The following is a 25,967-nucleotide window of genomic DNA, read 5'->3' as shown; positions in this document are numbered from 1 at the left end:
TTACTCACCGTCAGTGACTTTCTGCCAACGTGAAATATCATCGGATAGGGAAACTTCAACTTCATCCCAATTAGGTTGCCAAGTTTTCACGCCTTCTAACTTCTGAAGAGCAGTGTGATACTGTTTATCGGATGGTGTGACATCGGAACGAACAGGCATACCCCATGAAAGCTCACTAACACGGCTTTGTGATGGTTTATCCAAAAGGAAATTAATCAGTTTTTTACCGTTTTCTGTTTCGGGAGCATTGTTAACTAGGCCGATAACATAGGGTAAAACCAGCGCACTACGCTCCCCGTTGGCATCTTTCGGCCAAAAAATTTGGACATTAGGGTTACGTCCCATTTGAGATAAATTCATTTGTAAGTCGCCATTCGCGACATAAAGTTCCCCTTTATTGACCAGTGCAGTGAGCTTACCGGTGGAAGCCGATGGGCCAACGTTATTTTCTTGCAATTTACCGAGGTAATCAAACCCTGCATCTTTGCTATTAAAACTGTGGAAAGCTTGTAGCATCACTGCAGTACCGTCTCCAGCTTGTCCTGGGGTTGAATATTGCAGTTTATTTTTAAAGCGAGGATCGAGTAGGGCGTTCCAGTTTTCAGGTGGGGATTTAAGCAGTTTGGCATTATAGATAAAGGTCAGGTAGTTATTGACCAATGGTGTGTAATAGTGGTTTGAATTAGGAATATTAGCCGCAGTTTCGGGGGTAAATTCAGCTAATAGTTGGTTTTTTGCTGCACGTTGGATAAATGGCGGAACGGTGATGAGTACATCCGCTTGTGGATTGGTGCGCTCTTTAGAGAGCCTTTCAACGATCGCCCCTGAACCACTTTCAACATACTGTACTTTGATACCTGTTTGCTTGGTGAATGCCTCGAACTGATTTTTATACCAACTATTATTGCCATCGTGTAGTCCATCAGCGGAGTAAACAGTGACAACATCAGCGGCAAAAACAGAGGTAGAGCAAAAGGCTGCCATTAATAGGCCTGCTAAATAGGTGCGTTTCATCGTGTTCTCCTGTTAAGGTAAAATGCATTCTGGTATATACCAGATGCTTTTTACGCTAACGGGTTTATATGACAAAAAGATGAAATACAGCTAAATAGCTAAAATTATTTTTTATAAGCAGAAAAAATTACAACGTATCGACTTCGATGCGCAAGCTATCATGGCGCCAATACTCAACATCATAATCTAAAATTCGCCCATGTTGGTCATAGTTTAAACGCTGTAATAATAGGGCTGGACGACCAACAGTAACCCCCAGTGCTTGCGCGGCTTGAGCTGGCATTGCAGTGGGATAGAAAGACAAGTGCATACTGGTATAAATTAAATTGAAATGGGTTTCGTATACCTCCGTTAGGCTGCCGTTGAGGTCGTGTCGTAGCAGTTCAGGAACGCGAGCAGGTAAACAATGGTTCTCACAGTAACAAACGGGTCTGTCATCAGCAAAACGTAGGCGGGTGAGTAAATAAATTTGTTCAAATGATTGAAGTTTTAACGGCTCCATAGCTTCGAGAGGAACGGTAATAACTTTTCCATCCAGTAAAACTGTCTTCGGTTGGCGACCTTGTTCGAGGCAAAGTTTATGAAAATTAGTATTTTGGGTTGGGTCTAACCAAAGGCGCTCAGGTGTGACAAACCAACCGCGGCGCTCAGAGCGGTAAATTACCCCACTGGACTCTAACTGTGCCAAACTTTCACGAATAGTGATGCGTGTTGTATTAAAAATAGCACAAAGTTCGCGTTCTGAAGGGAGTTTATCACCACATTTTAGCTCACCATTTTGAATTCTTCCTTGTAATTGGGCTTTGATAAGCAGGTATTGTGGGGTCTCATCCGCTGATAATTTCATGGTTATTTCCTATCATTGTTTCCACCATATTATACATAGTTATATGAATTTTTTGTTTCACGCGCACTTTTCCTTTGACCTTTTGGGCAGCCTGCGACCATTATAATGGTAATCTGGTATAGACCAAAGGTGAATCGAATGACAAACAACCATTATTTGCTATTAACGCCGGGGCCGCTCACAACGTCTAAAACGGTAAAGGACGCTATGCTGTTTGATAGCTGCACATGGGATGATGATTATAATTTAGGCGTTGTCCAAAACATCCGCCAACAGTTAGTCACATTGGCAACCGACAAAAAGGGGTATTCGTCGGTGTTACTGCAGGGAAGTGGGAGTTATGCGGTTGAAGCTGTTTTAGGTAGCGCGATTGGCGCTAAGGAGAAAATTTTTATTATCAGTAATGGTGCCTATGGGGCTCGAATGGCGCAAATGGCTGAAGGTTTAGGTATTTCCCATTGTATTTATGATTGTGGTGAAGTGTCACTGCCTGATCTACAGCAGATTGAGCAGATATTACAACAAGATAACCAGATCACGCATATTGCGATGGTGCATTGTGAAACGACGACAGGAATTTTAAACCCAATAGAGAAAGTTGCGAAATTAGCGAAGCAGTATCAAAAACGCTATATCGTGGATGCAATGAGTAGTTTTGGTGGGATCCCCATGGATATTGCTGAGCTTAACATTGATTTTTTAATTAGTTCAGCAAATAAATGTATTCAAGGAGTTCCGGGGTTTGCTTTTGTTATCGCTCGTACTGAGGCACTTGAATACTGTAAAGGGCAATCCCGTTCGTTATCGTTAGATTTGTACGCGCAGTGGCGTTGTATGGAAGATTTCAACGGTAAATGGCGATTTACTTCACCAACTCATACTGTATTAGCGTTTGCTCAAGCACTTAAGGAGCTCATGCAAGAAGGCGGGGTTGCTGCTCGGTTTCAACGTTATCAGCGAAATCAACATAAGTTGGTGTCTGGTATGCGTGAATTAGGTTTTACCACATTGTTAGAAGATAGCCTCCATTCGCCGATTATCACTGCATTTTATTCACCAAATTCACCTGATTACCAATTTAAGAAATTTTATCAAAATTTAAAATCACAAGGCTTTGTTATTTATCCGGGTAAGGTCTCGCAAAGCGACTGTTTTCGTATTGGAAACATTGGTGAGGTTTATGAAAAAGACATCGATGCATTGTTGTTAGCAATAGAAAAAGCCATTTACTGGGAAATATAAGGAAAAGAAATGAACCGTATTGAAGCCGTTATTCTTGATTGGGCAGGAACCACTGTAGATTTTGGCTCTTTTGCACCTACTCAGATTTTCATCGAAGCATTTAAATCTGTGTTTGATGTGGACATTACATTGGCTCAAGCACGTATTCCTATGGGATTGGGTAAATGGCAACATATTGAAGCATTAGGAAAATTACCAGAAGTCGATAGGTTGTGGACAGCAAAATTTGGTCGCTCAATGAACAGTGAAGACATTGATAAAATCTATGCGGCCTTTATGCCATTGCAAATTGCGAAGGTTGTCGATTTTGCAGCACCAATCGCTGGCGTTGTCGACACAATCGATACATTACGCAGCCAAAATATTAAGATTGGTTCTTGTTCGGGTTACCCTCGTGCCGTGATGGAAAAATTAGTGCCAGCAGCAAAGGCGTTGGGCTACCAATCCGACTATTGGGTCGCGAGTGATGACCTACTTGCTGGTGGTCGCCCGGGACCTTGGATGGCATTACAGAACGTCATTGAACTGGGTGTTGGTTCCGTATTCGCCTGTATCAAAGTGGATGATGCTGTTCCCGGCATTGAAGAAGGGCGCAATGCAGGAATGTGGAGTATCGGGTTATCGGTTTCGGGTAATGAATTCGGTAAAACATGGGAAGAATATCAAGGGATGTCGATTGATGCGGTGAATTTATTGAAACAGCAAGCTGCAGAGAAATTGTATGCTGCGGGTGCTCATTATGTGATTGATACTTTGGCTGATTTACCATCAGTTATTGATTGTATCAATGAGCGTTTGGCAAAAGGTGAACGTCCATAATGATAGGTTCCCCTCAACGCATTTGATTAAGTTGAGGGGAGATAAATATTAAAAAATATTAATAGGAAGTTCTGGCGCTAATGTCGCTACCATCACCGCTTTGATAGTGTGTAAGCGGTTTTCTGCTTGGTCAAACACAATGCTATACGGGGATTCAAAGACTTCTTCCGTAACTTCTAAGCCGCCAAACATATTGAATTCTTTAGCTAATTGCGCACCTAACGTGGTGTCTTCATTATGAAATGCAGGTAAGCAATGTAGGAACTTCACATTCGGGTTGCCAGTGAGTTTAATTACATCCATATTTACTTGATATGGCTTCAATAAATTAATGCGCTGTGCCCATACTTCTTTGGCTTCGCCCATCGATACCCACACGTCGGTATAGAGAAAATCGGCATCTTTAACGCCTTCGGCGACATCTTCCGTGAGTGTGATTTTAGCCCCCGTTTTTTGAGCCAGTGCTTGGCAAGTTTTCACTAAGTCTTCATCTGGCCAGCAACTTTTTGGCGCAACAAGGCGTAAATCTAAACCTGTGAGTGCAGCGGCTTCTAGCATCGAATTACCCATGTTGTTACGCGCATCACCTAAATAGGCAAATTTAATGTCTGAGAATGGCGTATTTGGTTGGTGTTCTTGGATGGTCAGCAGGTCGGCTAATAACTGTGTGGGATGGAATTCGTTAGTTAGTCCATTCCATACAGGCACTCCCGAGTGCGCGGCTAAGAGTTCTACTGTGTTTTGGGCGAATCCACGGTATTGAATGCCGTCATACATCCTGCCCAAGACTCGAGCGGTATCTTTCATGGTTTCTTTATGACCGATTTGGCTGCCGGAAGGCCCTAAATACGTGACTCTAGCCCCTTGGTCAAATGCGCCAACTTCAAATGCACAGCGTGTCCGTGTTGAATCTTTTTCAAAAATAAGCGCAAAGTTTTTACCTGAAAGTAGGGGCTGTTCTGTGCCCGCTTTTTTTTCTGATTTTAACCAAGAAGAGAGTTTTAAAAGTGAATGAATTTCGCTAGAACTAAAATCAAGTAACCTTAGAAAAGGTTTATTATATAGGGGATTCATAATTGGCAGCCTTTTTGTTTTGAATTAATATTCAATTTATATTCATAAAAATTCAAAATCAACCCCCAATGTAAAAGAAATTATCTTTAAATATATGGTTTCACTGTCAACCGTATGGGAGAATGGCACAAAGAAAGATGAGCGACAAAGAAACAAAAGGGGTGTGGATATGGTAGATAAAGCTGAACTCGATGCGCAGTACGAAGAAACTCGCTTGATTATCGAGGAATTACTGGAAGATGGCAGCGATCCTGATGCATTGTATGCAATTGAGCATCATTTCTCTGCGGACAACTTTGCGCTGTTAGAAAAAGCGGCGGTTGAAGCTTTTAAACTCGGCTACGAAGTCACGGATGCGGAAGAACTCGAAATTGAAACGGGTGAAACCCTGATGTGCTGTGATGTGATCAGTGAAAGTGCATTAAATGCAGAGCTGATTGACGCACAGGTTGAGCAATTAATGAAACTGGCTGAGAAAATGGGCATCAACTATGATGGTTGGGGCACATATTTTGAAGACCCAGATGCAGAGTATGACGATGAAGACGGTGACGATATCGGCCCTGAAGATCGCGTCCACTAGTTTGATAAGCTAAAACGGTAATGTAAGCTTTTTAGTTGCCTGCTTTTGAATAATGAACAAAAGCAGGCATTTTATAAGACGCTTAAATAAATGAAGCTAGATGTGTAAAGCTTCCTAAATAAACGATTTATTACGCCGGATCTGCTGGGTATTCTGCCGCACTGAGCGCGGTACGGAAAATACTTTCCTCCATATTGCTGGTAATTTGCACTTTTTTGGTTGAAGTGTCAGTTTCTACCAGTGCATTAGCATCAATATCCAATATAATTTTTGTGATTGACTTAGCGCAGCCACCACAAGCCATTTTAGGTATTGTCAGATTAATCATTTTTAACTCCTATCATTAACGTTTTGATAAATATAAAGCTTTACCCTATTGGAAGGTCAATTAATTTTTCACTGAATATGTGAACAAATGACCGATTTGCCCTTTTTGACGGGCTTGGGGCTCACGGTGCTCAGCGGGATTAACTAAATTTTCAATAATCGGGCATTGAGGTTCACTATTACCATGGCAATGCTTTGCAAGTACTTCGAGTGTATTTGCGATACCTTGTAGTTCATTAATTTTTCTTTTTAATTCAGATAAATGAGTAAGTGCCATATTTTTAACATCGGCACTGGCACGTTCTCTATTGCGCCATAAGCACAGTAAAACTGAAATCTGTTCGGTTGAAAAGCTGAGCGCTCGGGCTCGGCGGATCAGATTCAGGCTATCGACATCAGATTGGCTGTAAAAGCGATACCCAGAGTTAGTGCGGTTGGCTTTGGGGATCAAACCTGTTTGTTCATAATAGCGGATCATTTTTGCTGAGATACCAGAAAGCTTAGCTGCTTGACCAATATTCATAATGTTACCTCCTCAACAGTTTTATATTTTAGAAATAAAATACCTAGCTTTTCCCTTCAGGTAATTTAAGCACTTCCATAATGTTCAATTTTTGCGATGAGAAAGTACCGTAAAAAATATGTTCGCCAATGAGGGTAATCGGAGCCACACGCACACCCGTCCTCGCTTTGGCTTCAGCCATGATTTGTGGATCAGTCAGGTCTCTTTCTTCAAAAGGAAATTGTTCTTTAACCAGCCATTCTTTGAGTAATTTGCAGTCAGGGCAAGTTGGCGTGGTGTAAATCAGAATACTGGGCTTTGATGGGAACGTCATAGTGGCCACCTTACAGTTCTAGAAATTGACGCCAGACTCCGAAGAGCCTGGCTATCGAGTTATTTATTGAGAGAGGCTATTTTTCATGGGTGCTTGAAAGCGTTTTAGGCGTAAAGCGTTACCTAATACGAAGACGCTGGAAAGTGCCATTGCCGCCGCTGCTAGAATAGGAGAAAGCAAAGTACCGTTAATTGGGTAGAGCAGACCCGCAGCAACAGGGATCAACAGTGCATTGTAAGCAAATGCCCAAAATAGGTTCTGTTTTATGTTACGGATAGTTGCCTGACTTAATGCAATTGCGTCAACAACACCGCGCAGGTCTCCAGACATCAGTACAACATCGGCCGCTTCGATAGCAACATCGGTTCCTGTACCAATTGCTAACCCCACATCAGCTTCGGCAAGTGCAGGGGCATCATTAATACCATCACCCACAAATGCGACCTTATTGCCATTGATTCGGAACTGTTTTAGTGCTGCAACTTTGCCATCAGGTAATACTTCGGCCGCAACTTCATCGATGCCAAGTTGTTTAGCGATAGCAGCGGCAGTCGCTGCGTTATCACCAGTAATCATCGCAACTTTCAGGCCTAAAGCGTGTAGCGCGTTAATTGCTTCTGGGGTTGTTTCTTTTATTGGATCCGCCACAGCGATGATTGCCGCTAAACGTCCATCAATAGCTGCGTACAGGGGACTTTTCCCTTGTTCTCCTAGGCGTTGCGCCGATTGCTGGAAGTGACTGACATCCAAACCAAGTTGTTTCATAAAGCGGTCGGCACCGACAGAAACCGCATGACTCCCCACTTTTGCTGAAATACCAAATCCAGGGATGGCTTCAAACTTTTCAATAGCCGCTAATGGCAAACCTTTCTCATTGGCTGCGTTCACAATCGCTTCTGCAATAGGGTGCTCAGAGCGTGTTTCAATCGCGGCAACTAAGGATAAAACTTCATCATATTCAAAGCCATCGGCTGGGATCAAGTCAGTCAGTTCTGGACGGCCTTTCGTCAATGTGCCTGTTTTATCAAGCGCGACAACAGTGACATCACGTAGCGCTTGCAATGCTTCTCCTTTGCGAAATAGCACGCCTAATTCAGCCGCACGCCCAGTTCCGACCATGATGGATGTCGGTGTTGCAAGGCCCATTGCACATGGACATGCGATGATTAGTACGGCGACAGCGTTAATCAGGGCAAAAGTCAGCGCGGGATCTGGGCCAAAAATGAGCCAAATGAAGAATGTGATCACTGCCCCCGCCATAACAGCAGGAACAAACCACATAGTGACCTTATCCACTAACGCTTGGATAGGTAATTTTGACCCTTGTGCTTCTTCAACTAAACGAATAATTTGCGCTAATACGGTATTCGAGCCTGTTTTCGTTACTCGGAAACTAAATGCACCCGTTTTATTTATTGTGCCGCCAACAACTTCAGAACCAATGTCTTTGGATACAGGGATTGGTTCTCCCGTGATCATGCTCTCATCGACATAGGAAGTCCCTTCAATGACTTCGCCATCGACAGGAATTTTCTCACCGGGACGCACGAAAACAATATCATTGGCGATGACTTGATCCAGTGGGATCTCAAGCATTTTTCCGTCACGTTCCACTCGGGCTGTTTTAGCTTGTAACCCAACAAGACGTTTAATTGCTTGAGATGTTTTTCCTTTTGCGCGAGCTTCTAATGTACGACCCAGTAGAATTAAGGTCACGATAACGACCGCGGCTTCAAAGTACACATTTGCCGTGCCAGCCGGGAGGACCTGCGGCATAAACGTTGCGACGACAGAATACCCATAAGCTGCCGCAGTACCTACAGCAACAAGTGAGTTCATGTCTGGAGCTGCACGTAATAGCGCAGGAACACCTTTTTGGAAGAAACGTAAACCTGGGCCGAATAGAACGATGGTGGCTAATACAAATTGGATATACCAATTGAGTTGCTGTCCAAGGTTTTCAGATACCCAGTGGTGGATCCCTGGAATGAAATGTGAACCCATTTCGATTATAAATACAGGTAATGTAAAAATTGCAGCAGTGAATAAAGCGCGACGCAGTGAACGTTCTTCATTTTCACGACGCTCATTGGCTTGCTCATTTGCATCGGTCGTGGTGTCTGACAACCGGCGAGGCTTATAGCCTGCTTGAACTATCGCCGCTTCTAGATCCTCGATAGTCACGGCTCCAGATAAATGGCGAATACGGGCGCGCTCAGTGGCTAAGTTAACATTTGCCTCAAGCACTCCAGGTATTTGTGATAATGCTTTTTCAACGCGGCCGACACAAGACGCACAAGTCATCTCTTCAATCGCCAATTCGGTTGTTTCTTCACGAACTTTATAACCTGAACTCTCGATTGCTCGAACTGCAGAATCAGGGTCAACATGACCTTTAAAAGTAATGTCTGCACGTTCTGTTGCTAAGTTCACGACCGCAGTATCAATATTTACGACAGCTTTTAATGCTTTTTCAACACGACCGACACAGGATGCACAAGTCATGCCTTCTACTGGCAAACTCAGCCTGTTGGCGGAGGTGTTAGGTATATTTGTTGTCATGGATTTTACCCTCTTGGATTTCTTTATTGGACAAAGCCTAAGGTTTACCTTAAGGGTAAGGTCAAGTGTTTTTTTTATTATTATCGATATTGAAAATAATATTTTTTATCTCATTATTTTATAAGCCATTTTATTTTTGTGGATTAAGACACTCACTAAACTATCCGTGTTTAGTGAGTGGCGAGATTGAATTAAATTTGTTTTAGAGCGATTTTTTGGATGTGAATCGCCGTATTGCCATATAAAAGACAGGGGTGAGTAATAAGCCGAAGAAGGTGACACCTAGCATCCCAAAGAAAACCGCAATTCCTACCGCTTGTCGCATTTCTGAGCCAGCTCCCGTCGCTAATACGAGAGGAATAACGCCAGCGATGAAAGCGAAAGAGGTCATTAATATAGGGCGTAGCCTTAAGTGTGAAGCTTCTAAGACAGCGGTTAGTGGGCTCTTCTCTTGTTTCTCTTGCGCGATTGCAAATTCAACAATCAAAATCGCATTTTTCGCGGCAAGGCCGACTAAGACAATGAAAGCGATCTGCGTGAAAATATTATTATCTCCACCGAGTAACCAAACTCCTGTAATTGCAGAAAGTAGCGCCATTGGTGCGATTAATAATACTGAGAATGGTAACGACCAACTGTTATATTGAGCAGCTAATATTAAGAAGGCAAATAATACCGCCAATGGGAAAATATAAAGTGCTGAGTTACCTGCCAATTGTTCTTGATAGGTTAAATCAGTCCATTCAAAACTCATCCCTTCAGGTAATGTTTCACGTAAGATTTTTTCCATTGCATCAGTTGCTTGACCAGAGGTGTAGCCCGGTGCAGCGTTTCCAGTGATATCAACGGAAGGATAACCATTATAGTGGATCACGCGATCAGGGCCATTTGTACGAGTTATCGTGACTAAAGTACTTAAGGGGATCATTTCGCCGTGTTTATTACGAACCTTGATCAGTTCAATATCGTTGGGATCCGTTCTAAATGGTGCATCCGCTTGGACAATTACACGGTAAGTTCGGCCAAAACGGTTGAAATCATTGACGTAGAGAGAACCCAAATTAATTTGTAAAGCATCAAAAATATCAGTCAATGGGACACCTTGAGACTTGGCTTTTTCACGATCAATATCGACATCTATTTGTGGGGAGTTCGTCTGAAAACTTGCCATCATTCCTGTTAGCTCTGGTGATTGCATCGCCTTCATAAGCACCTGTTCTTGAACTTGAGCTAATGCTTCAAAGCCTAGGTCAGCTCTATCTTCAATTTGTACCTTAAAACCGCCCATTGAGCCGAGCCCAGGTACGGGAGGTGGGGGGAATATACCAACAAATCCGTCAGGTATTTGGCTGAATTTTCCCATTAATCGTTCAGCTATTGCATCTGCAGACAAAGAGGGATCATCGCGCTCATCAAACGGTTTGAGCATGGCAAACATAAGGGCGGAGTTAGGTAAATTCACCGGCCCATTTACAGAGAGCCCCGGAAAAGCGACTACATTCTCAACCCCAGGTTCCATTAAGGCAAGGCGTGACATTTCTTTTACAACAGCTTCTGTTCTATCGAGAGAAGAACCTGGGGGGAGTTGAGCAACACCAATCAAATAATATTTATCTTGTGCGGGGACAAAGCCATTCGGTACGGCTTTGAAGCCTACCGCCGTTAATCCAACAAAGCCCAGATATAGCACTAATATAATTAAGCTTCCGCGAATACAACGGCGTACGATTTGAACATACCTGTTAGATAATGCATTGAAAAATATATTAAACTTGGCGAAGAAACGGCTAAATATTACATTGATAGCACGTGTCAGCCAGTCTAATTTAGCGCTACCCTCATGTGGTTTGAGTAAAATCGCACTCAGAGCGGGAGATAATGTCAGTGAGTTGATAGCTGAAATAATCGTTGAAATAACGATGGTTAATGAAAACTGGCGATAAAACTCACCTTGTAATCCAGATAAAAAGGCGGTGGGGATAAACACAGCGGCTAGAACCGAGGTTATAGCGAGAATGGGGCCTGTCACCTCGTCCATCGCTTTAAATGCGGCTTCTTTTGGGGCTAGGCCATTCGCGATATGCCTTTCAACATTTTCAACAACGACAATTGCGTCATCTACCACGATCCCTATTGAGATAACTAAACCAAATAGAGATAGAGTATTGAGAGAAAAACCAAATAGGTACATAAAGGCGAATGTACCGATTAACGAGACAGGTACAGCAACCAAGGGAATAATCGAGGCTCGCCAGCTTTGTAAGAATAAAACAACAACAAGAACGACGAGTATAGTAGCTTCAAGTAGAGTAATGGCAACAGACTTCAAAGATGCACTAACAAATACAGTCGGATCATAGGCGATTTTATAATCAATCCCATCGATGAAATGAGTTTGCAAGCGCGCCATGGTTTCTCTAACGGATTCGGCAACATCTAATGCATTCGCTCCTGGGCTCATGACAATTTGCAACCCAACGGCATTTTGTCCATTCAATAAGCTACGTAGTGAATAATTATCGGCCCCTAACTCTAGTCTGGCGACATCTTTTAAATACGTCGCTTGGCCATCTTTTCCTGAGTGAACAATAATATTGCCGAATTGTTCCTCGGTTGTTAGCCTCCCAAGTGCATTTATACTGACTTGAAAGGAGGACATTACGTTTGGTTGCTGCCCGATAGAGCCTGTAGCAACTTGAATATTTTGTTCTTGAATCGCAGTAACGACATCATTTGCAGTGAGCCCCAATGAAGCTATTTTGGTTGGGTCAATCCATGCGCGCATTGCATATTCACCCTCTCCCCATACTAATGCGCTGGCTATACCGGGTAATCTTGCTATCTCATCACGTACATTAAGCAATGTATAGTTAGAAACAAATAGGGGGTCGTAGACATTATTTGGTGAGTACATATGAACGACCATGAGTACATCAGGTGAAGTCTTCTCGGTAGTCACGCCTATTTGCTGCACTTCTTGAGGTAAACGAGGGATCACCCGCGATACCAAATTTTGTACTTGGATTTGAGCAATATCAGGGTCAACATCTTGTCTAAAGGAAATAGTGAGAACCATCTTGCCATCAGTAGACATTTGCGAACTCATATAGAGCATACCTTCGACACCATTTACGGCTTGTTCGATAGGAGAAGCGACTGTATCAGCAATCACTTTTGGCGTTGCTCCAGGGTAACTCGCAATAACCTGAACTGTCGGTGGTGTCACCGATGGATATTCGCTGAGTGGAAGTTTATAAAAGCTTAATATCCCTGCTATCAATATAAATATTGATAAAACCATAGCGAAAATAGGACGCTGTATAAAGAAGTGGGGAAACTTCATCATTGTTTCTCCTCAACTTCATTTGCCGTGATTGGCCCGCTATTATAATCAGGCATGACTTCCATACCGGGTCTAACAAGGCCCTTAATAATAATTTTCTCACCAGCAGATAAACCGTGATGAATGACCCTGAGACCATCAACCATGGAGCCTAATTCTACGGGGCGATATTCGGCTTTATTATTTTTATCAAGAACGAGAACATAGTTTTGTCCTTGATTAGACCCAATGGCTTGGTCATCAATTAAAATAGAAGGTGTTTTTTCTCCAATAGGAAGCTGTGCACGAATAAAAGCACCGGGTACCAACTTGCCATCTTTATTTGCAATAACCGCTCTAACTTTTACAGTGCCAGTCGTTCGTTCAACTTGGTTACCAATAAAATTAAGATGGCCAGTATATGGTGTACTTTTTTCATTTGGCAACTGTATGACCACGGGAGGTAAAGCGGGATCACGATTGTTTACCGTTGATGATTGTAAATTCGTGAGCTTATGAAAAGTGGCTTCATCAATATCAAAATAAGCATATATTGGGTCAATAGACACAATAGTGGTTAAAGGGGTAGCCTCATTTGTATCACCCCCTGTGACTAAGTTGCCTTCAGTAATAAATGCTCTATCAACCCGTCCTGTAATCGGGGAACTAATTTGGGTATAAGATAAATTTAATTTTGCAAATTCCACTGCGGCTTTGCTGGATCTCACTTGTGCATTATTTGCGGTGAGCAGAGAAAGGGCATCGTCATAATCCTTACGGGAAACCGCCCCTTTGTTGACCAACCCCTTTAAACGTTGATAATTTCTATTCGCTTGTGCAGCTAAAGCCTCTGCTTGGCTTAGCTTTCCTTCAGCCTCGAGTAGCGCGATTTGAAAGGGGTGAGGATCGATTTTAAAGAGCAAATCACCTTTTTTAACTAATTGGCCTTCTGGAATTTCCACCGAATTAATGCGCCCACCAACGCGAGGGCGCAAATCAACAATTTTGGGGGATGCTAAATAACCCGTAAATTCAGAAGATGGAATAATTTCACGTTGAACAACTTCTGCTACCGGTACTTTTGGAAGCATTGTGGAACTAGCGGTTTCTGGTTGATTATCACTATTTGTGTCTTGTGCGATGGCTAGGCCACTTATATTCATAGCCACAATAAGTGTGGCGTATATTCCAATTATCATTTTCATAATAAACCTTACCTAATTAATTGATTTAATTGTTAGCTTAAATTTTTAATAAAAAATGTTTTTGCAGGGTAAAGGTTACAGTAGTTGTAAGGTCAACATATTTAGTGAAATAAGAACACGGTGAAAGATTAAAATTTAGATAATATTAATATTTGGATAATTAATGGTTGAATGTCTTTTTTTTATTAAATTGAATTGTAATGTGTAAAGTTGAAATAAACTATTGACCTTGTATCTGCTTTAAGGTTTTTAATAATTATTATCAAGTTAAATACATAATTAAATAAGGGGTAATAATGAAAAACATGACTATGCTGTTAGTTTTAAGTTTAATGAGCTACCAAGCTTTAGCGTCAAGCAATAAGGTTGATTCTCCATTGGCTGAAAACACAGGAGTTGAAAGTCCTTTCTCTGAAGGGGAAAATAAAAAAATATTGGATTCAATTGCTTTGGTTGGGGATGCGAGTTTATCTTCAATCGAAATGCAAGCTAAGAAAAAGGCCAAAGAATTAGGTGCCAGTCGTTATAAAATAATTGGAGCAAGCGGTGAAACGCAACTTCGAGGCCATGTAATATTTTATCAATAAAACCAATCGTTTTATTAAGGATGAAAGCGATGAGTCATCACACTATTAGAGAGTATGTAATACAAGATATTATTTTGTGGATAAAAATGAATGTTGATAAACCACTTCAAATCGAAGAAATCTCTAGTCGTGCGGGTTATTCGAAGTGGTATTTTCAGCGTGTTTTTAAAGATACGATTGGTGTTAGTTTAGGGCAGTATTTGTTGAACAGTCGATTATTAAAAGTATCTGAAGATTTGAAAGGAACTGATGATAAAATTATTGATATTGCTTTTAGATATGGCTTTGATAGCCAACAAGAACTGACCCGCGCATTTAAGAAAAAATTAAAAATAACACCAGCGAAATATAGGAGAGAAAAGATAGTAAGGTATTATGCATAATTTAATGAATGCAGTTTACTAAAATAGTCATAGAATTAGTCACTCGGTTGACTGATTCTAGGCTAAGTCACATAAATAAGGGATAACTATTTCTTGACCTTGCAATGATGGTAAGGTTTACCATTATTTAAAACTTGAGATTATCTGTGCTTTTTAGGTAGTAAATGATGAAAATAGGCGAAATATCAAAGCTTTTTAATATTCCAAGAGAAACTCTCCGTTTCTATGAAAAAGAGGGGCTAATGACGCCACCTAATAGAAATGATAATAATTATAGAAGCTATAGTGACAATCATATTAAACGACTAAGGTTTATAAAAAATTGTCGTAGCCTTAATATGTCACATCGAGAAATAAAGAAATTATTAGACTTAGTTGATAATAATAGTGATGATTGCCAATTAGTTGAAGCAGTAATTAAAACTCATTTAATTAATGTTCAAAAAAACATAAAAAAATTAGTAAGTTTAGAGCGAGAACTCATTATTTTGCAAGACCATAGCGATGAAATAGACCCGCGTCATAAATGTGGGATCATAAAAAATCTATTATCAGAAAAATTCTAATATGGTCGATTTATAAGGATAGCGAGGAAGGCTACCCTTATAAGTATATGGCTATAAGGCTTTCAACATCCGAATTTCGCAGTCGCTATGGCCGGTATTCCCTAATGGCTCATCAATAAATTCAAAACCTAATTTTTCATACAGCTTAATGGCCGCTTGGAGCTCTTTGGTTGTCTCTAAATAGCAGCGGGTGTAGCCATGAGCTTTAGCAAACTCGAGGGACATCAGTACGATTTGCTTAGCTAGGCCTTTGCCTCTGAGTACAGAAGACAGGTACATTTTTTGTAGCTCAGCGGTTTGGCTATCACCACCTGCAACTTGCGAAATACCGCCACCGCCAACAATTTCACCATCCATTTCCACCACCCAGTAAGCACTGCGCGGTTTGCTATAAACGTCAAATAAGGTATCTAAAATAGGGTCTGCAACGGCAAATCCTTTGTCTGCGGTTAAGCCATGCTCAGCGGAAACTTCGCGGATCACTGCGGCAATACCTGCGTTATCTTTTTGTTCGATAAGACGAATTTTGTAGTTTTGTGTTGTCATGTGAAACTCTTGATTATTATTGTGTACAACTCAGTGTAGAGAGAACCAGAAGGGAACTTCAATCTGAGAACTGCGAACGCAGTCGTTTGATGATACTCGAATAAAAAGCCCTTATCAACGAATCGATAAGGGCTTAAAAATGATTAGCTAATGAATAATTATAAAGAGGCGATGGTCACTTTTTGTGCTTCAATTTTCGCTTTTGCTTCAATATTGGCAGTTAAGCGTTCACGCTCTTTTTCAACAACGGCAGCAGGCGCACGGCTCACAAAACCTTCGTTAGCGAGCTTGCTTTCAATGGTTTCAATCTCTTTAACCACTTTTTCCAGCTCTTTATCTAAACGAGCCAGTTCCGCATCTTTATCCACTAAGCCTGCCATTGGGATCAGCAGCTCAGCACCGCCAACCAGTTTGGTGACAGAAACCGGCGCTTCTTCGCCTTCAGCCAGCACGCGGATGCTTTCTAAACGCGCCATCGACTTGATAAAGCTTTGGTTTTCTTCGATACGACGTTTCGCATCAGCAGAAGCACCACGCAGCATCACATCCAGTGGTTTACCCGGAGAAATATTCATTTCCGCACGAATATTACGAACGGCAATAATGGCCTCTTTGATCCACTCAAGGTCGCTCAGCGCAAGTTCATCCACTTTAGCCATATCGAACTCAGGGAACGCTTGCAACATAATGGTATCGGCATCAATGCCTTTAACCACTTTCACTCGCTGCCAGATGGTTTCAGTGATAAATGGAATGATTGGGTGAGCGAGACGCAGTAAACCTTCTAGCACTTCAATCAGCGTGAAACGTGCTGCACGGACTTGCGCTTCGTTACCTTTATGAACCGCGGGCTTAGATAGCTCTAAGTACCAGTCACAGAATTCATTCCATGTGAAATCATATAAAATACCTGCTGCGATATCATAACGGTGAGTATCTAACGCTTCACGGTAAGTTTTCACGGTCTGATTAAATTGCGCCATGATCCAGCGGTCAGCCAATGAGAAGCTCATTTCGCCACCGTTTTGGCCGCAATCTTGTCCTTCGGTATTCATTAATACAAAGCGGCTTGCGTTCCATAACTTATTACAGAAGTTACGGTAGCCTGACAGACGTTTCATATCCCAGTTGATATCACGGCCTGTTGATGCGAGTGCTGCTAAAGTAAAGCGCAGGGCGTCAGTACCGTGGGCTTCAATTCCTTCTGGATACTCTTTACGGGTACGTTTAGCGATTTTCTCAGCCAGTTGTGGCTGCATCATGTTGCCAGTACGTTTTTCGAGTAAGTCTTCCAGAGAAATACCGTCAATCATATCCAGTGGATCGATAACGTTCCCTTTGGATTTCGACATTTTTTGGCCTTCTTCATCACGGATCAGGCCTGTCATGTAGACGGTTTTAAATGGCACTTGTGGCTCGCCGTTTTCATCTTTGATGAAATGCATGGTCATCATGATCATACGGGCGATCCAGAAGAAAATAATATCGAAGCCACTGACTAATACATCCGTTGGATGGAAAGTTTTCAGTGCATCGGTATTTTCTGGCCAGCCTAAAGTAGAGAATGTCCACAGGCCAGAAGAGAACCACGTATCCAGTACGTCATCATCTTGGCGCAGCGCAACATCTGCACTTAAGTTGTTTTCACGACGAACTTCGTCTTCATCGCGGCCCACATAAACGTTACCTTTTTCGTCATACCATGCAGGGATGCGATGACCCCACCATAGTTGGCGAGAAATACACCAGTCTTGAATATCACGCATCCAAGAGAAATACATGTTTTCATATTGACGTGGAACGAACTGAATACGGCCGTCTTCTACGGCTTTGATCGCATCACGCGCTAATGGTTCGGTACGTACATACCATTGGTCAGTCAGCATTGGCTCAATAACTACGCCGCCACGGTCACCGTAAGGCACAGTTAAGTCATGCGGTTTAACTTCAACCAGCAGGCCGAGTTGTTCGAATTCTGCCACGATAGCTTTACGTGCAGCAAAACGTTCCATACCACGGTAAGCTTCTGGGATTTCACTGCTATATGCAGTCGATGGGTTACCGTTAGTATCAAAAATTTCTGCTTCATTACGGACGTTACCGTCTAAGTCCATCATGTTAATCATGGTTAACTGATGGCGTTTACCGACTTCGTAGTCATTAAAGTCATGAGCAGGGGTGATTTTCACACAACCGGTGCCTTTTTCCATGTCGGCGTGTTCGTCACCCACAATTGGAATACGGCGATTGATAATTGGCAGAATAATTTCTTTGCCAATTAAATCTTTATAGCGTGGATCTTCTGGGTTAACGGCAACACCGGTGTCCCCTAACATGGTTTCAGGACGGGTGGTCGCGACCACTAAATAGTCTTTGCCTTCAGCGGTTTTTGCGCCGTCAGCCAGTGGATAACGCAGGTGCCACATAGACCCTTTAACTTCACGGTTTTCAACTTCTAAGTCAGAAATTGCCGTGTGCAGTTTTGGATCCCAGTTAACGAGGCGTTTGCCACGATAAATTAGATTTTCTTTGTAAAGGCGAACGAATGCTTCTTTAACCGCTTTAGATAAGCCTTCATCCATGGTGAAGCGTTCGCGTTCCCAATCAACTGAGTCGCCTAAACGACGCATTTGTTGTGAAATGGTACCGCCAGATTCTGCTTTCCATTCCCAGATTTTATCAATGAACGCGTCGCGGCCGTAGTCGTGACGGTTTTTACCTTCTTCTGCTGCGATTTTACGCTCTACAACCATCTGAGTTGCGATACCCGCATGGTCTGTTCCCGTTTGCCATAAGGTATTTTTACCTTGCATACGTTGGTAGCGGATCATGGTGTCCATGATAGTTTGCTGGAAGGCGTGCCCCATATGCAGGCTGCCGGTGACATTCGGGGGGGGAATGACGACGCAGAAGCTGTCTTGGGTGGTATCCCCATTAGGTTTAAAATAACCGCTTTTCTCCCAGTGAGCATACAGAGACTGCTCAATTTCAGCGGGGTTATACGTTTTATCGAGCGAAGGCTCATTCATTGGGCTATCTGGTTTCTTTTCCATTATCTTTTTATATTCAGTAAGTTGGCGGCGCCGCCATAGTCAAATTGAAGCCGACGCTACGGTAAGTTTTATACCGTTCACGCGCCAACTGTTTTAAAGTTTCATCAATAGGTACGAAGTCTACCACTTCATGGAAAGCCGTGGCAAAATCTGCGAATTGATTTTGTAAATTAATCAGAATATCACGAGGAGTATTTCCCCGTTTAGCTGGCCAGCAAATTTCGATCGGTGCACCATAACGTGGCCCTTCACCCGCCAAATTGTGCGGGACAAACTGGTGCGGATCGCGTTGCCACAGGGCTTCATCAATCTTTTCAGCTTGTTGCTGTGTTTCGCAAGCAATCAAAACGCGCTTTCCACTGCGCCATAGCTGAGCCGCAAGCTCACAAGCAAGCCATTCATGGGCTTCATATTCCGCTTGTGGTGAGGGCTGCTGTAGCTGGTAAAATGTACCTTTTTTCATATGCCCGTCTATACCCGTCATACTTCAGTTTGCAGGGTTGTTGGTTATGTTCTTTTGGTGACTGAAAGCCAGATTATTTCTATGCTGAATTATAACCTTTTTTATAGCTGGCTCAAAATGGCTTTCTTGGCGTATCAAAAAACCAAAAATAATATCCCGAATCGCTATTGCTCATCGGGATATTTTTACGAGTGATATACCGCTAAATCACTAAATGGGATTAATCATCACCATTAAGGCCAGCACGGTTCAATAAGAACTGTGCGAGCATGGAAACAGGGCGACCAGTTGCCCCTTTCGCTGCGCCAGAACGCCAAGCAGTCCCTGCGATATCAAGGTGTGCCCAGTTATATTTCGTGGCAAAACGAGACAGGAAGCAACCTGCAGTGATAGCCCCTGCTGGACGCCCACCCGTATTGGCTAAATCCGCAAAATTCGGTGTGATTTGGTCAAAATATTCATCCGCTAATGGTAGACGCCATGCGCGGTCGCCCGCTTGCTCAGATGCATTTAACAGTTCGTGAGCCAGTGGGTTATGGTTTGACATCAAACCAGTATAGTGGCTACCTAATGCAATCACGCAAGCCCCGGTTAAGGTCGCAATATCGATAACCAGCTCAGGCTCAAAACGCTCAATATAGGTGAGAGCATCACACAGAACTAAACGGCCTTCGGCATCGGTATTGAGGACTTCAACGGTTTGCCCTGACATCGTCGTTAGGATGTCACCCGGACGATAAGCGCGGCCGCCTGGCATGTTTTCACAGCCAGCTAATACCCCAATCACGTTGATTGGCAGTTGCAACTCAGTGATAAAGCGCATGACGCCATACACACTTGCGGCACCACACATATCGTACTTCATTTCATCCATGCCTTCGGATGGCTTGATTGAAATACCGCCAGAGTCAAAGGTTAGACCTTTACCAAGTAAAACGATTGGCTTACTTTCAGGGTCTGAACTGCCTTTATATTCCATGATGGACATTAGCGATTCATTTTGTGAACCTTGACCCACCGCGAGATAGGCGTTCATTCCTAACTCTTTCATTTGCTCTTCACCAATCACTCGAGTGGTGAGTTTGCTATCTGAAATATCGGCTAATTGACGTGCTTGGGACGCTAAATAACCTGCATTACAGATGTTTGGCGGCATGTTACTTAAGTCTTTCGCTGCTTTCACCCCGGATGCAATAGCTAACCCGTGAGAAATAGCCCGCTCACCACTGGTTAATTCACGGCGTGTTGGTACATTGAATACCAGTTTACGCAATGGGCGGCGATGTTCTGTTTTATTACTTTTCAGTTGATCAAACACATACAGCGATTCTTTCGCTGTTTCGACAGCTTGACGAACTTTCCAGTAGTTATTGCGGCCTTTGACATGTAATTCAGTTAAGAAACAGACGGCTTCCATTGAGCCCGTTTCATTTAACGTACTGATTGTTTTCTGAATAATTTGTTTAAATTGGCGCTCATCTAATTCGCGTTCTTTACCACAACCGATAAGTAGAATGCGTTCAGACAGAACGTTGGGTACATGATGGAGTAGCAGGGATTGCCCCACTTTACCCTCAAGTTCGCCGCGGCGCAGCAGGGCGCTGATATATCCGTCACTTATTTTGTCCAGCTGTTCAGCAATTGGGGACAGACGGCGTGGTTCAAAGACTCCGACAACAATACACGCACTGCGTTGTTTTTCCGGGCTACCACTTTTTACACTAAACTCCATGCGTTCTCCTGAATCTTAAAGACAAAGGCCGATGCTCCCGCTAAAATTAGCGTTTCGCATGATCTACCTCATAGAGAATGAACTCTTTATGTTAAACTAACCATCTATACGCGAAATAGCTCACGTTGTATGCTGTTAATCGCAATACACCATGAAGTATGGCGGGTATATCTGGTTTCTCGAATATTAAGCATGTTCTGATATTTCTATCAGTACAGAGAATGCTTTTATATCATTGTAGCCATACAATAAACTAGAGTATATGTTAGTAAATGGCAGACATCGAACGAACTTAGCCATTTTCTTCCCAAAAGACAAGTTTTCACAGGCGTAATAAGCGTGATCATTATTAGATATTTGGTACGGGAAACCCTGAAAAGTCAGTTAGCCATACTTTTTGTATTGATGCTAATCTTTTTTAGTCAGAAGTCGATAGATATTCTTGGCGCAGCGGTTCAGGGCAATATTCCCTCAAACTTAGTACTTCCTTTGCTGGGGTTAGGTGTGCCTGAAATGGCGCAGCTTATCTTACCTTTAAGCCTATTCCTTGGGCTTTTGATGACCTACAGTAAACTTTATACTGAAAGTGAAATCACGGTAATGCACGCCTGCGGTTTAGGCAAAAGTGTTTTAGTGAAAGCCGCATTGGTCCTTGCCGTGATTACCGCGATGGTCGCGGTTGCTAACATTACGTGGATGCTGCCATGGTCGTCTCAATATCAAGAGCAAGTATTGGCGGATGCGAAAGCGAACCCAGGGCTAGCGGCCATGGTAGAAGGGCAATTTAAAACCACTAAAGATGGCAACTATGTGCTGTACATCGGTGATGTAAAAGGGAATAACTTTAGAAACGTATTTCTTGCTCAACTACGTGCTGCAAATGAACAACGGCCTTCTGTTGTAGTTGCGGATAGCGGCTATATGAAAGAAGACCCAGATGGCCGTCAAGTCGTTGTTCTAAATGAAGGAACTCGTTATGAAGGAACAGCGCTACTGCGCGATTTTCGCATAACTGACTTTGTTAATTACCAAGCCATTGTTGATCACCAAACGGCAGAAACGCGTAGTGACCGAGTCGAGCAAAAAAATATGTTGCAGCTGTGGTCTGAAAATACACCTGAAGTGAACGCAGAGTTCCATTGGCGTTTAACGATTGTTTTCTCTGTTGTTGTCATGGCTTTGATGGTTGTGCCGTTAAGCGAGGTTAACCCACGTCAGGGGCGGGTGTTGAGTATGCTTCCTGCAATGCTGCTGTACCTTATTTTCTTTCTATTACAGAGCACATTGCGTAATAGTGCCGATAAAGGCGACCTCGACCCAAGGTATACCATGTGGGCGGTGAATGTGGGGTATTTGATATTGGCGATCGTTTTAAATGCGTGGAATACCGTCCCAGTGCGCCGTATGCGTCTTAAATTGAGTAAAGGGGTTGCCTGATGTTTGGTGTTTTAGATAGGTATATCGGTCGAACCATCTTAAATTCGATTTTAGTGACGCTATTTCTGCTCGTTTCACTGGCAGGGATCATTAAATTTGTCGAGCAGCTTCGCAAAGTAGGCGATGGCGACTATACGGCATTGAGCGCAGGTGTATTCACCTTATTAACTGTCCCAAAAGATATTGATATTTTCTTCCCAATGGCGGCATTGTTGGGCGCACTCATGGGGCTAGGTGCACTGGCTTCACGTAGTGAGCTAGTGGTCATGCAAGCTTCCGGCTTTACCCGATTACAAATTGCATTATCAGTGATGAAAACGGCAGTTCCATTGGTCATTGTCGCTATGTTTATCGGTGAGTGGATTGCGCCGGCGGGTGAGCAGTGGGCAAGAAACTACCGCGCAGAAAAAATTGTGGGTAACTCATTAGTGGTGACCGATGAGGGGATGTGGGCAAAAGATGCTAATGATTTTATCCATATTCAGCGGATTAATAATGCGACCTCGATTCAAGATGTTTCGGTTTACCGCTTTGATGATCAACGTAAGTTGAAGTCAGTCATGTTTGCCGCAAACGGTGAGTATGACGCAACAAATCAACTTTGGGTTTTATCTCAAGTGGATGAGTCAATTTTAAGTAGTGAGAAAAAAATCACAGGTTCACAGCGACTCACTGTAGATTGGAAAACCAATCTGACCCCAGAAAAACTGGGTATAGTTTCACTGAATGCTGACTCGTTATCCATTCGGGGCTTGTATCAATATGTCTCGTATTTAAAAGAGAGTGGTCAAGTCGCTGCGGTTTATGAACTCAGTATGTGGAAAAAAATATTAGCGCCATTATCCGCTGCCGTCATGATGCTAATGGCCGTCTCATTTATTTTTGGGCCACTGCGAACCGTACCGATGGGAGTGCGGGTTATTTCAGGTATTGTGGGTGGGTTCTTGTTTTACGTTCTTAACCAAGGGTTTGGTAACTGGAGTTTGGTTTATTCGGTCCCCCCTATCATTGCCGCTGTTTTACCGAGTTTGCTGTTTTTGATTGTGAGTATTGTTTTACTAGTCAAACGAAAATAATGGCAGGCCAATGAAAAATAAAAAACGGTAGTAACTTGAACAGTCTACCGTTTTTTATTATTAGCCAAACAGTGCGTAACCTAGAGCGCTGATATAGGTTAATAACCCAGTTTGTGGTTGGAATAACTTTTTCCTGACGATAGATGTATTTGCTGGGTTATCAATAATTGCTAAAATATTTTCGCCACTGCGATTAGCCAGTTGTTGAGCAAGGGAAAACATTCCCCCACACAGACTACTATGGGCTTTGAATCTAAACGCTTTCTGACATTTTTCACGATAAATTCGCCTCTCTTCTTGCCGATAAGCTCGAATAGCCTGCATTTCAAAATCGCCTAAATACTTACAAGGAAATAGAGGGCTAATTGGTTTCTCTTCGATGTGTTGGGAATATTTAACTTTGTGGTTTTTAATGTTATTGAGGATACTCGTCAATTCGGATTGACTTGTTTTATGGGCCAGAGTGGGATGGCTACTGGGTGATGTCGCGTAATTTTTAGTTCTCATTTTAGCTTTGCAGTTGTGGATAAAGTAGCTAAAAGATTACCGAGAAGATTAGATAATTGATTTTAAAAATGGATAGTAAATTTATTAAAAACAGCCTGAATATCTCAGGCTGTTGTCGCAATTAACGTGATAATACGGGTAAATCCACGTTTTAAGGTCGGGGTGTAACTCGCCATTGTTTGTAATGCTTCGGCGGTACTCCTTCAATGTTTCCCATAAGCGTGGTTAGTAGACAATGAGGCTACTAGTTCGTTAACGCCAATCGTTAATTTACTGAATTTACTGTTATCTTTGCGGGTCATTACTACAAATACCCCAATATTTTGCTGTGGGATCATTGCCATATAGGTATTAAACCCGCCACCACCACCGGTTTTCTGGTAAATTCCCGGAGTGCCATTTTTAGGTTTCATATACACCCACCCAAGGCCGAGTCCATCAGCATGGCCTGCAACATCCATCCCTTTAATTTCTAAAAGCTTTTCACGTGGGAAATAGATACCTTGTTCACGGGCTGCTGTGACTTTTCTTAAGTTACTGTCTGTCGATAAAAATTGTTGCATCCATTTTTGCATATCTGCAGGGGTAGAATACACACCACCACTGCCTGCTGCTGCGAGTGTGTTATGGCAAGGGCTGGGTTTCGTTCCTTCCATTAAACGGGCACATTGAGCATTATTTGGCGTGTAAGTGGTATTTGTCATCTTAGCCGGAGACGTCACATAATGGCTAAATAACTGCGGATAGGAGTGCCCAGATGCTTTAACCATCGCATCAGCGAGTAAATCATATGCAAGGTTGGAGTAGGACGCTTCTGTCCCCGGTGTTGCATCTAATTTGCCTGTTTTTAGCCATGTCCAGCGGTTATCTTGAGTTGGCCAAATAAAAACAGGGCGCCCCCATTTCCCACCGGGTTGTTCGCGAGGTAACCCACTGGTATGGCTTGCTAAATGGTATAAGCGAATAGGTTGCCCACTGGCATTATCAGGAACAGTAACACCGTGGTAGGCATATTGTTGCAACGGATCAGTAATTAACAGTTTCTTATCTTGCTCGAGCTTAATTAATATTTCGCTTGTCATTAATTTGGTAATTGATGCAATACGAATTAATGAATTAGGGCCCGGTTTTTTACCATTACCCGGTGCGGTTTCACCATAATAGCGCGATAACGCCTGATTATTATCAATAACAATGATAGCCATGCCCCGTGCATTGCTTTCATTAAAAATGCGATTAGCATATAAGTCGACAATCTTAGCGACACGCTCGTAAGTCCTTCTATCTCCCTCAAAAACCTGCCAGTCTGAGGATTCAACATCATTACTTTGCAGAAATTTTGGTGCTTTTTCTGTCTTACTTGAACATGCCATTAACACTAAAGATAATGCAGATACAGACAGAACTTTTAGAAATGATTTCTTCATGTTGGAAGCCAGCCGATATGATTGTTTGCAAATAGCCTTTCAGCCAATATTATTTTTTCTTAGCGAAAATCTTCATTACGACACCAATTAAGATGCCAATAAAGATACCTGTTGCTATCCACCCAACAAAACCCATGATTAAACCTTAAATATTGACATTAGATTGCAGATAAACTAACAAAAATAATGACCTGCCGCCAGTCACAGAGCCTCGCGATAAGAAAAATAATTTGGGAGAAGTTAACATACTCATTAATCGAGATATAAACAAAAGAAGCTTTCCCAATGATTTTATTAAATCTAGGGAATATGCTTTTTTTTTAATCGAACAAACTGTAACTTCACGAATAAGTGTTGCC

General features: G+C 42.5%; 23 protein-coding genes. 8 read left to right on the top strand and 15 right to left on the bottom strand.

Annotation, left to right across the window (positions count from 1 at the left end):
• On the bottom strand, positions 1 to 1,014 hold the full coding sequence (gene phnS / locus M0M83_RS18570; protein ID WP_248467159.1) for a 2-aminoethylphosphonate ABC transporter substrate-binding protein: 1,014 nt from the start codon (positions 1,012 to 1,014) through the stop codon (positions 1 to 3).
• Positions 1,015 to 1,141: 127 nt separating this feature from the next.
• Complete coding sequence (gene phnR / locus M0M83_RS18565; protein ID WP_125890644.1) at positions 1,142 to 1,861, bottom strand: phosphonate utilization transcriptional regulator PhnR; 720 nt, start codon at positions 1,859 to 1,861, stop codon at positions 1,142 to 1,144.
• 138 nt (positions 1,862 to 1,999) lie between these two features.
• On the opposite strand from phnR, the gene phnW reads away from it, so the two are divergent.
• Together phnW and phnX are read left to right on the top strand one after the other, a co-directional pair.
• Positions 2,000 to 3,103 carry a 2-aminoethylphosphonate--pyruvate transaminase gene (gene phnW / locus M0M83_RS18560; RefSeq protein WP_213913356.1) on the top strand — a complete coding sequence of 368 codons (1,104 nt, stop codon included), beginning with the start codon at positions 2,000 to 2,002 and terminating at the stop codon, positions 3,101 to 3,103.
• Between the two features lie 9 nt (positions 3,104 to 3,112).
• Positions 3,113 to 3,922 (top strand): phosphonoacetaldehyde hydrolase, encoded by an 810-nt coding sequence (phnX, locus tag M0M83_RS18555; RefSeq protein ID WP_213913355.1) that lies wholly within the window; start codon positions 3,113 to 3,115, stop codon positions 3,920 to 3,922.
• Positions 3,923 to 3,970: 48 nt separating this feature from the next.
• Here the strand turns inward: phnX and argF are convergent, their stop codons facing one another.
• Entirely contained in the window at positions 3,971 to 4,996 is a 1,026-nt protein-coding gene (gene argF / locus M0M83_RS18550) for an ornithine carbamoyltransferase (RefSeq protein ID WP_213913354.1), read from the bottom strand.
• A gap of 169 nt (positions 4,997 to 5,165) precedes the next feature.
• On the opposite strand from argF, the gene rraB reads away from it, so the two are divergent.
• Entirely contained in the window at positions 5,166 to 5,579 is a 414-nt protein-coding gene (gene rraB / locus M0M83_RS18545; RefSeq protein WP_125890640.1) for a ribonuclease E inhibitor RraB, read from the top strand.
• A 130-nt stretch (positions 5,580 to 5,709) separates the two neighbouring features.
• Here the strand turns inward: rraB and M0M83_RS18540 are convergent, their stop codons facing one another.
• From M0M83_RS18540 to M0M83_RS18515, 6 genes are all read right to left on the bottom strand, one after another.
• Positions 5,710 to 5,907 (bottom strand): heavy-metal-associated domain-containing protein, encoded by a 198-nt coding sequence (locus tag M0M83_RS18540; RefSeq protein ID WP_213913353.1) that lies wholly within the window; start codon positions 5,905 to 5,907, stop codon positions 5,710 to 5,712.
• Positions 5,908 to 5,967: 60 nt separating this feature from the next.
• Complete coding sequence (gene cueR, locus M0M83_RS18535) at positions 5,968 to 6,429, bottom strand: Cu(I)-responsive transcriptional regulator (protein ID WP_213913352.1); 462 nt, start codon at positions 6,427 to 6,429, stop codon at positions 5,968 to 5,970.
• A gap of 43 nt (positions 6,430 to 6,472) precedes the next feature.
• Positions 6,473 to 6,742: a glutaredoxin family protein gene (locus M0M83_RS18530; RefSeq protein WP_213913351.1), complete on the bottom strand. Its 270-nt coding sequence runs from the start codon at positions 6,740 to 6,742 to the stop codon at positions 6,473 to 6,475.
• A gap of 63 nt (positions 6,743 to 6,805) precedes the next feature.
• Entirely contained in the window at positions 6,806 to 9,304 is a 2,499-nt protein-coding gene (locus M0M83_RS18525) for a heavy metal translocating P-type ATPase (RefSeq protein ID WP_213913350.1), read from the bottom strand.
• Positions 9,305 to 9,506: 202 nt separating this feature from the next.
• The gene (locus M0M83_RS18520; protein ID WP_213913418.1) at positions 9,507 to 12,647 is read right to left on the bottom strand and encodes an efflux RND transporter permease subunit; all 3,141 of its coding nucleotides are present in this window, start codon (positions 12,645 to 12,647) and stop codon (positions 9,507 to 9,509) included.
• Complete coding sequence (locus tag M0M83_RS18515) at positions 12,647 to 13,831, bottom strand: efflux RND transporter periplasmic adaptor subunit (RefSeq protein WP_213913349.1); 1,185 nt, start codon at positions 13,829 to 13,831, stop codon at positions 12,647 to 12,649. Before M0M83_RS18515 ends, M0M83_RS18520 begins: the two co-directional genes overlap by 1 nt.
• Before the next feature lie 296 nt (positions 13,832 to 14,127).
• Between M0M83_RS18515 and M0M83_RS18510 the strand changes: the two genes are divergently transcribed.
• The 3 genes from M0M83_RS18510 (at position 14,128) to M0M83_RS18500 (ending at position 15,367) form a co-directional block, all read left to right on the top strand.
• The gene (locus tag M0M83_RS18510; protein ID WP_213913348.1) at positions 14,128 to 14,418 is read left to right on the top strand and encodes a DUF1471 domain-containing protein; all 291 of its coding nucleotides are present in this window, start codon (positions 14,128 to 14,130) and stop codon (positions 14,416 to 14,418) included.
• Between the two features lie 29 nt (positions 14,419 to 14,447).
• Positions 14,448 to 14,801 carry a helix-turn-helix domain-containing protein gene (locus M0M83_RS18505; protein WP_213913347.1) on the top strand — a complete coding sequence of 118 codons (354 nt, stop codon included), beginning with the start codon at positions 14,448 to 14,450 and terminating at the stop codon, positions 14,799 to 14,801.
• A 164-nt stretch (positions 14,802 to 14,965) separates the two neighbouring features.
• Positions 14,966 to 15,367, top strand: coding sequence for a MerR family transcriptional regulator (locus M0M83_RS18500; protein WP_248467157.1), 402 nt, complete (start codon positions 14,966 to 14,968; stop codon positions 15,365 to 15,367).
• A gap of 51 nt (positions 15,368 to 15,418) precedes the next feature.
• On the opposite strand, the gene M0M83_RS18495 is transcribed toward M0M83_RS18500, so the two are convergent.
• The 4 genes from M0M83_RS18495 to pepA form a co-directional block, all read right to left on the bottom strand.
• The gene (locus tag M0M83_RS18495) at positions 15,419 to 15,913 is read right to left on the bottom strand and encodes a GNAT family N-acetyltransferase (protein WP_125890630.1); all 495 of its coding nucleotides are present in this window, start codon (positions 15,911 to 15,913) and stop codon (positions 15,419 to 15,421) included.
• Between the two features lie 158 nt (positions 15,914 to 16,071).
• The gene (locus M0M83_RS18490) at positions 16,072 to 18,942 is read right to left on the bottom strand and encodes a valine--tRNA ligase (protein WP_213913416.1); all 2,871 of its coding nucleotides are present in this window, start codon (positions 18,940 to 18,942) and stop codon (positions 16,072 to 16,074) included.
• Between the two features lie 37 nt (positions 18,943 to 18,979).
• Entirely contained in the window at positions 18,980 to 19,429 is a 450-nt protein-coding gene (locus M0M83_RS18485; RefSeq protein WP_125890628.1) for a DNA polymerase III subunit chi, read from the bottom strand.
• 220 nt (positions 19,430 to 19,649) lie between these two features.
• Entirely contained in the window at positions 19,650 to 21,161 is a 1,512-nt protein-coding gene (gene pepA / locus M0M83_RS18480) for a leucyl aminopeptidase (RefSeq protein WP_102138169.1), read from the bottom strand.
• A gap of 339 nt (positions 21,162 to 21,500) precedes the next feature.
• On the opposite strand from pepA, the gene lptF reads away from it, so the two are divergent.
• Positions 21,501 to 22,598 carry an LPS export ABC transporter permease LptF gene (lptF, locus tag M0M83_RS18475; protein WP_125890627.1) on the top strand — a complete coding sequence of 366 codons (1,098 nt, stop codon included), beginning with the start codon at positions 21,501 to 21,503 and terminating at the stop codon, positions 22,596 to 22,598.
• Complete coding sequence (gene lptG / locus M0M83_RS18470; protein ID WP_125890626.1) at positions 22,598 to 23,674, top strand: LPS export ABC transporter permease LptG; 1,077 nt, start codon at positions 22,598 to 22,600, stop codon at positions 23,672 to 23,674. Before lptF ends, lptG begins: the two co-directional genes overlap by 1 nt.
• Before the next feature lie 60 nt (positions 23,675 to 23,734).
• Here lptG and M0M83_RS18465 read toward each other — a convergent pair whose 3' ends face one another.
• Complete coding sequence (locus tag M0M83_RS18465) at positions 23,735 to 24,181, bottom strand: hypothetical protein (protein WP_213913346.1); 447 nt, start codon at positions 24,179 to 24,181, stop codon at positions 23,735 to 23,737.
• A 203-nt stretch (positions 24,182 to 24,384) separates the two neighbouring features.
• Complete coding sequence (ampH, locus tag M0M83_RS18460) at positions 24,385 to 25,608, bottom strand: D-alanyl-D-alanine-carboxypeptidase/endopeptidase AmpH (RefSeq protein ID WP_125890624.1); 1,224 nt, start codon at positions 25,606 to 25,608, stop codon at positions 24,385 to 24,387.
• Positions 25,609 to 25,967: the final 359 nt, after the last annotated feature.

It is taken from the genome of Providencia rettgeri, from assembly GCF_023205015.1.
Lineage (GTDB): Bacteria > Pseudomonadota > Gammaproteobacteria > Enterobacterales > Enterobacteriaceae > Providencia > Providencia rettgeri_E.
This window is presented reverse-complemented; position numbering and strand designations above follow the sequence as displayed.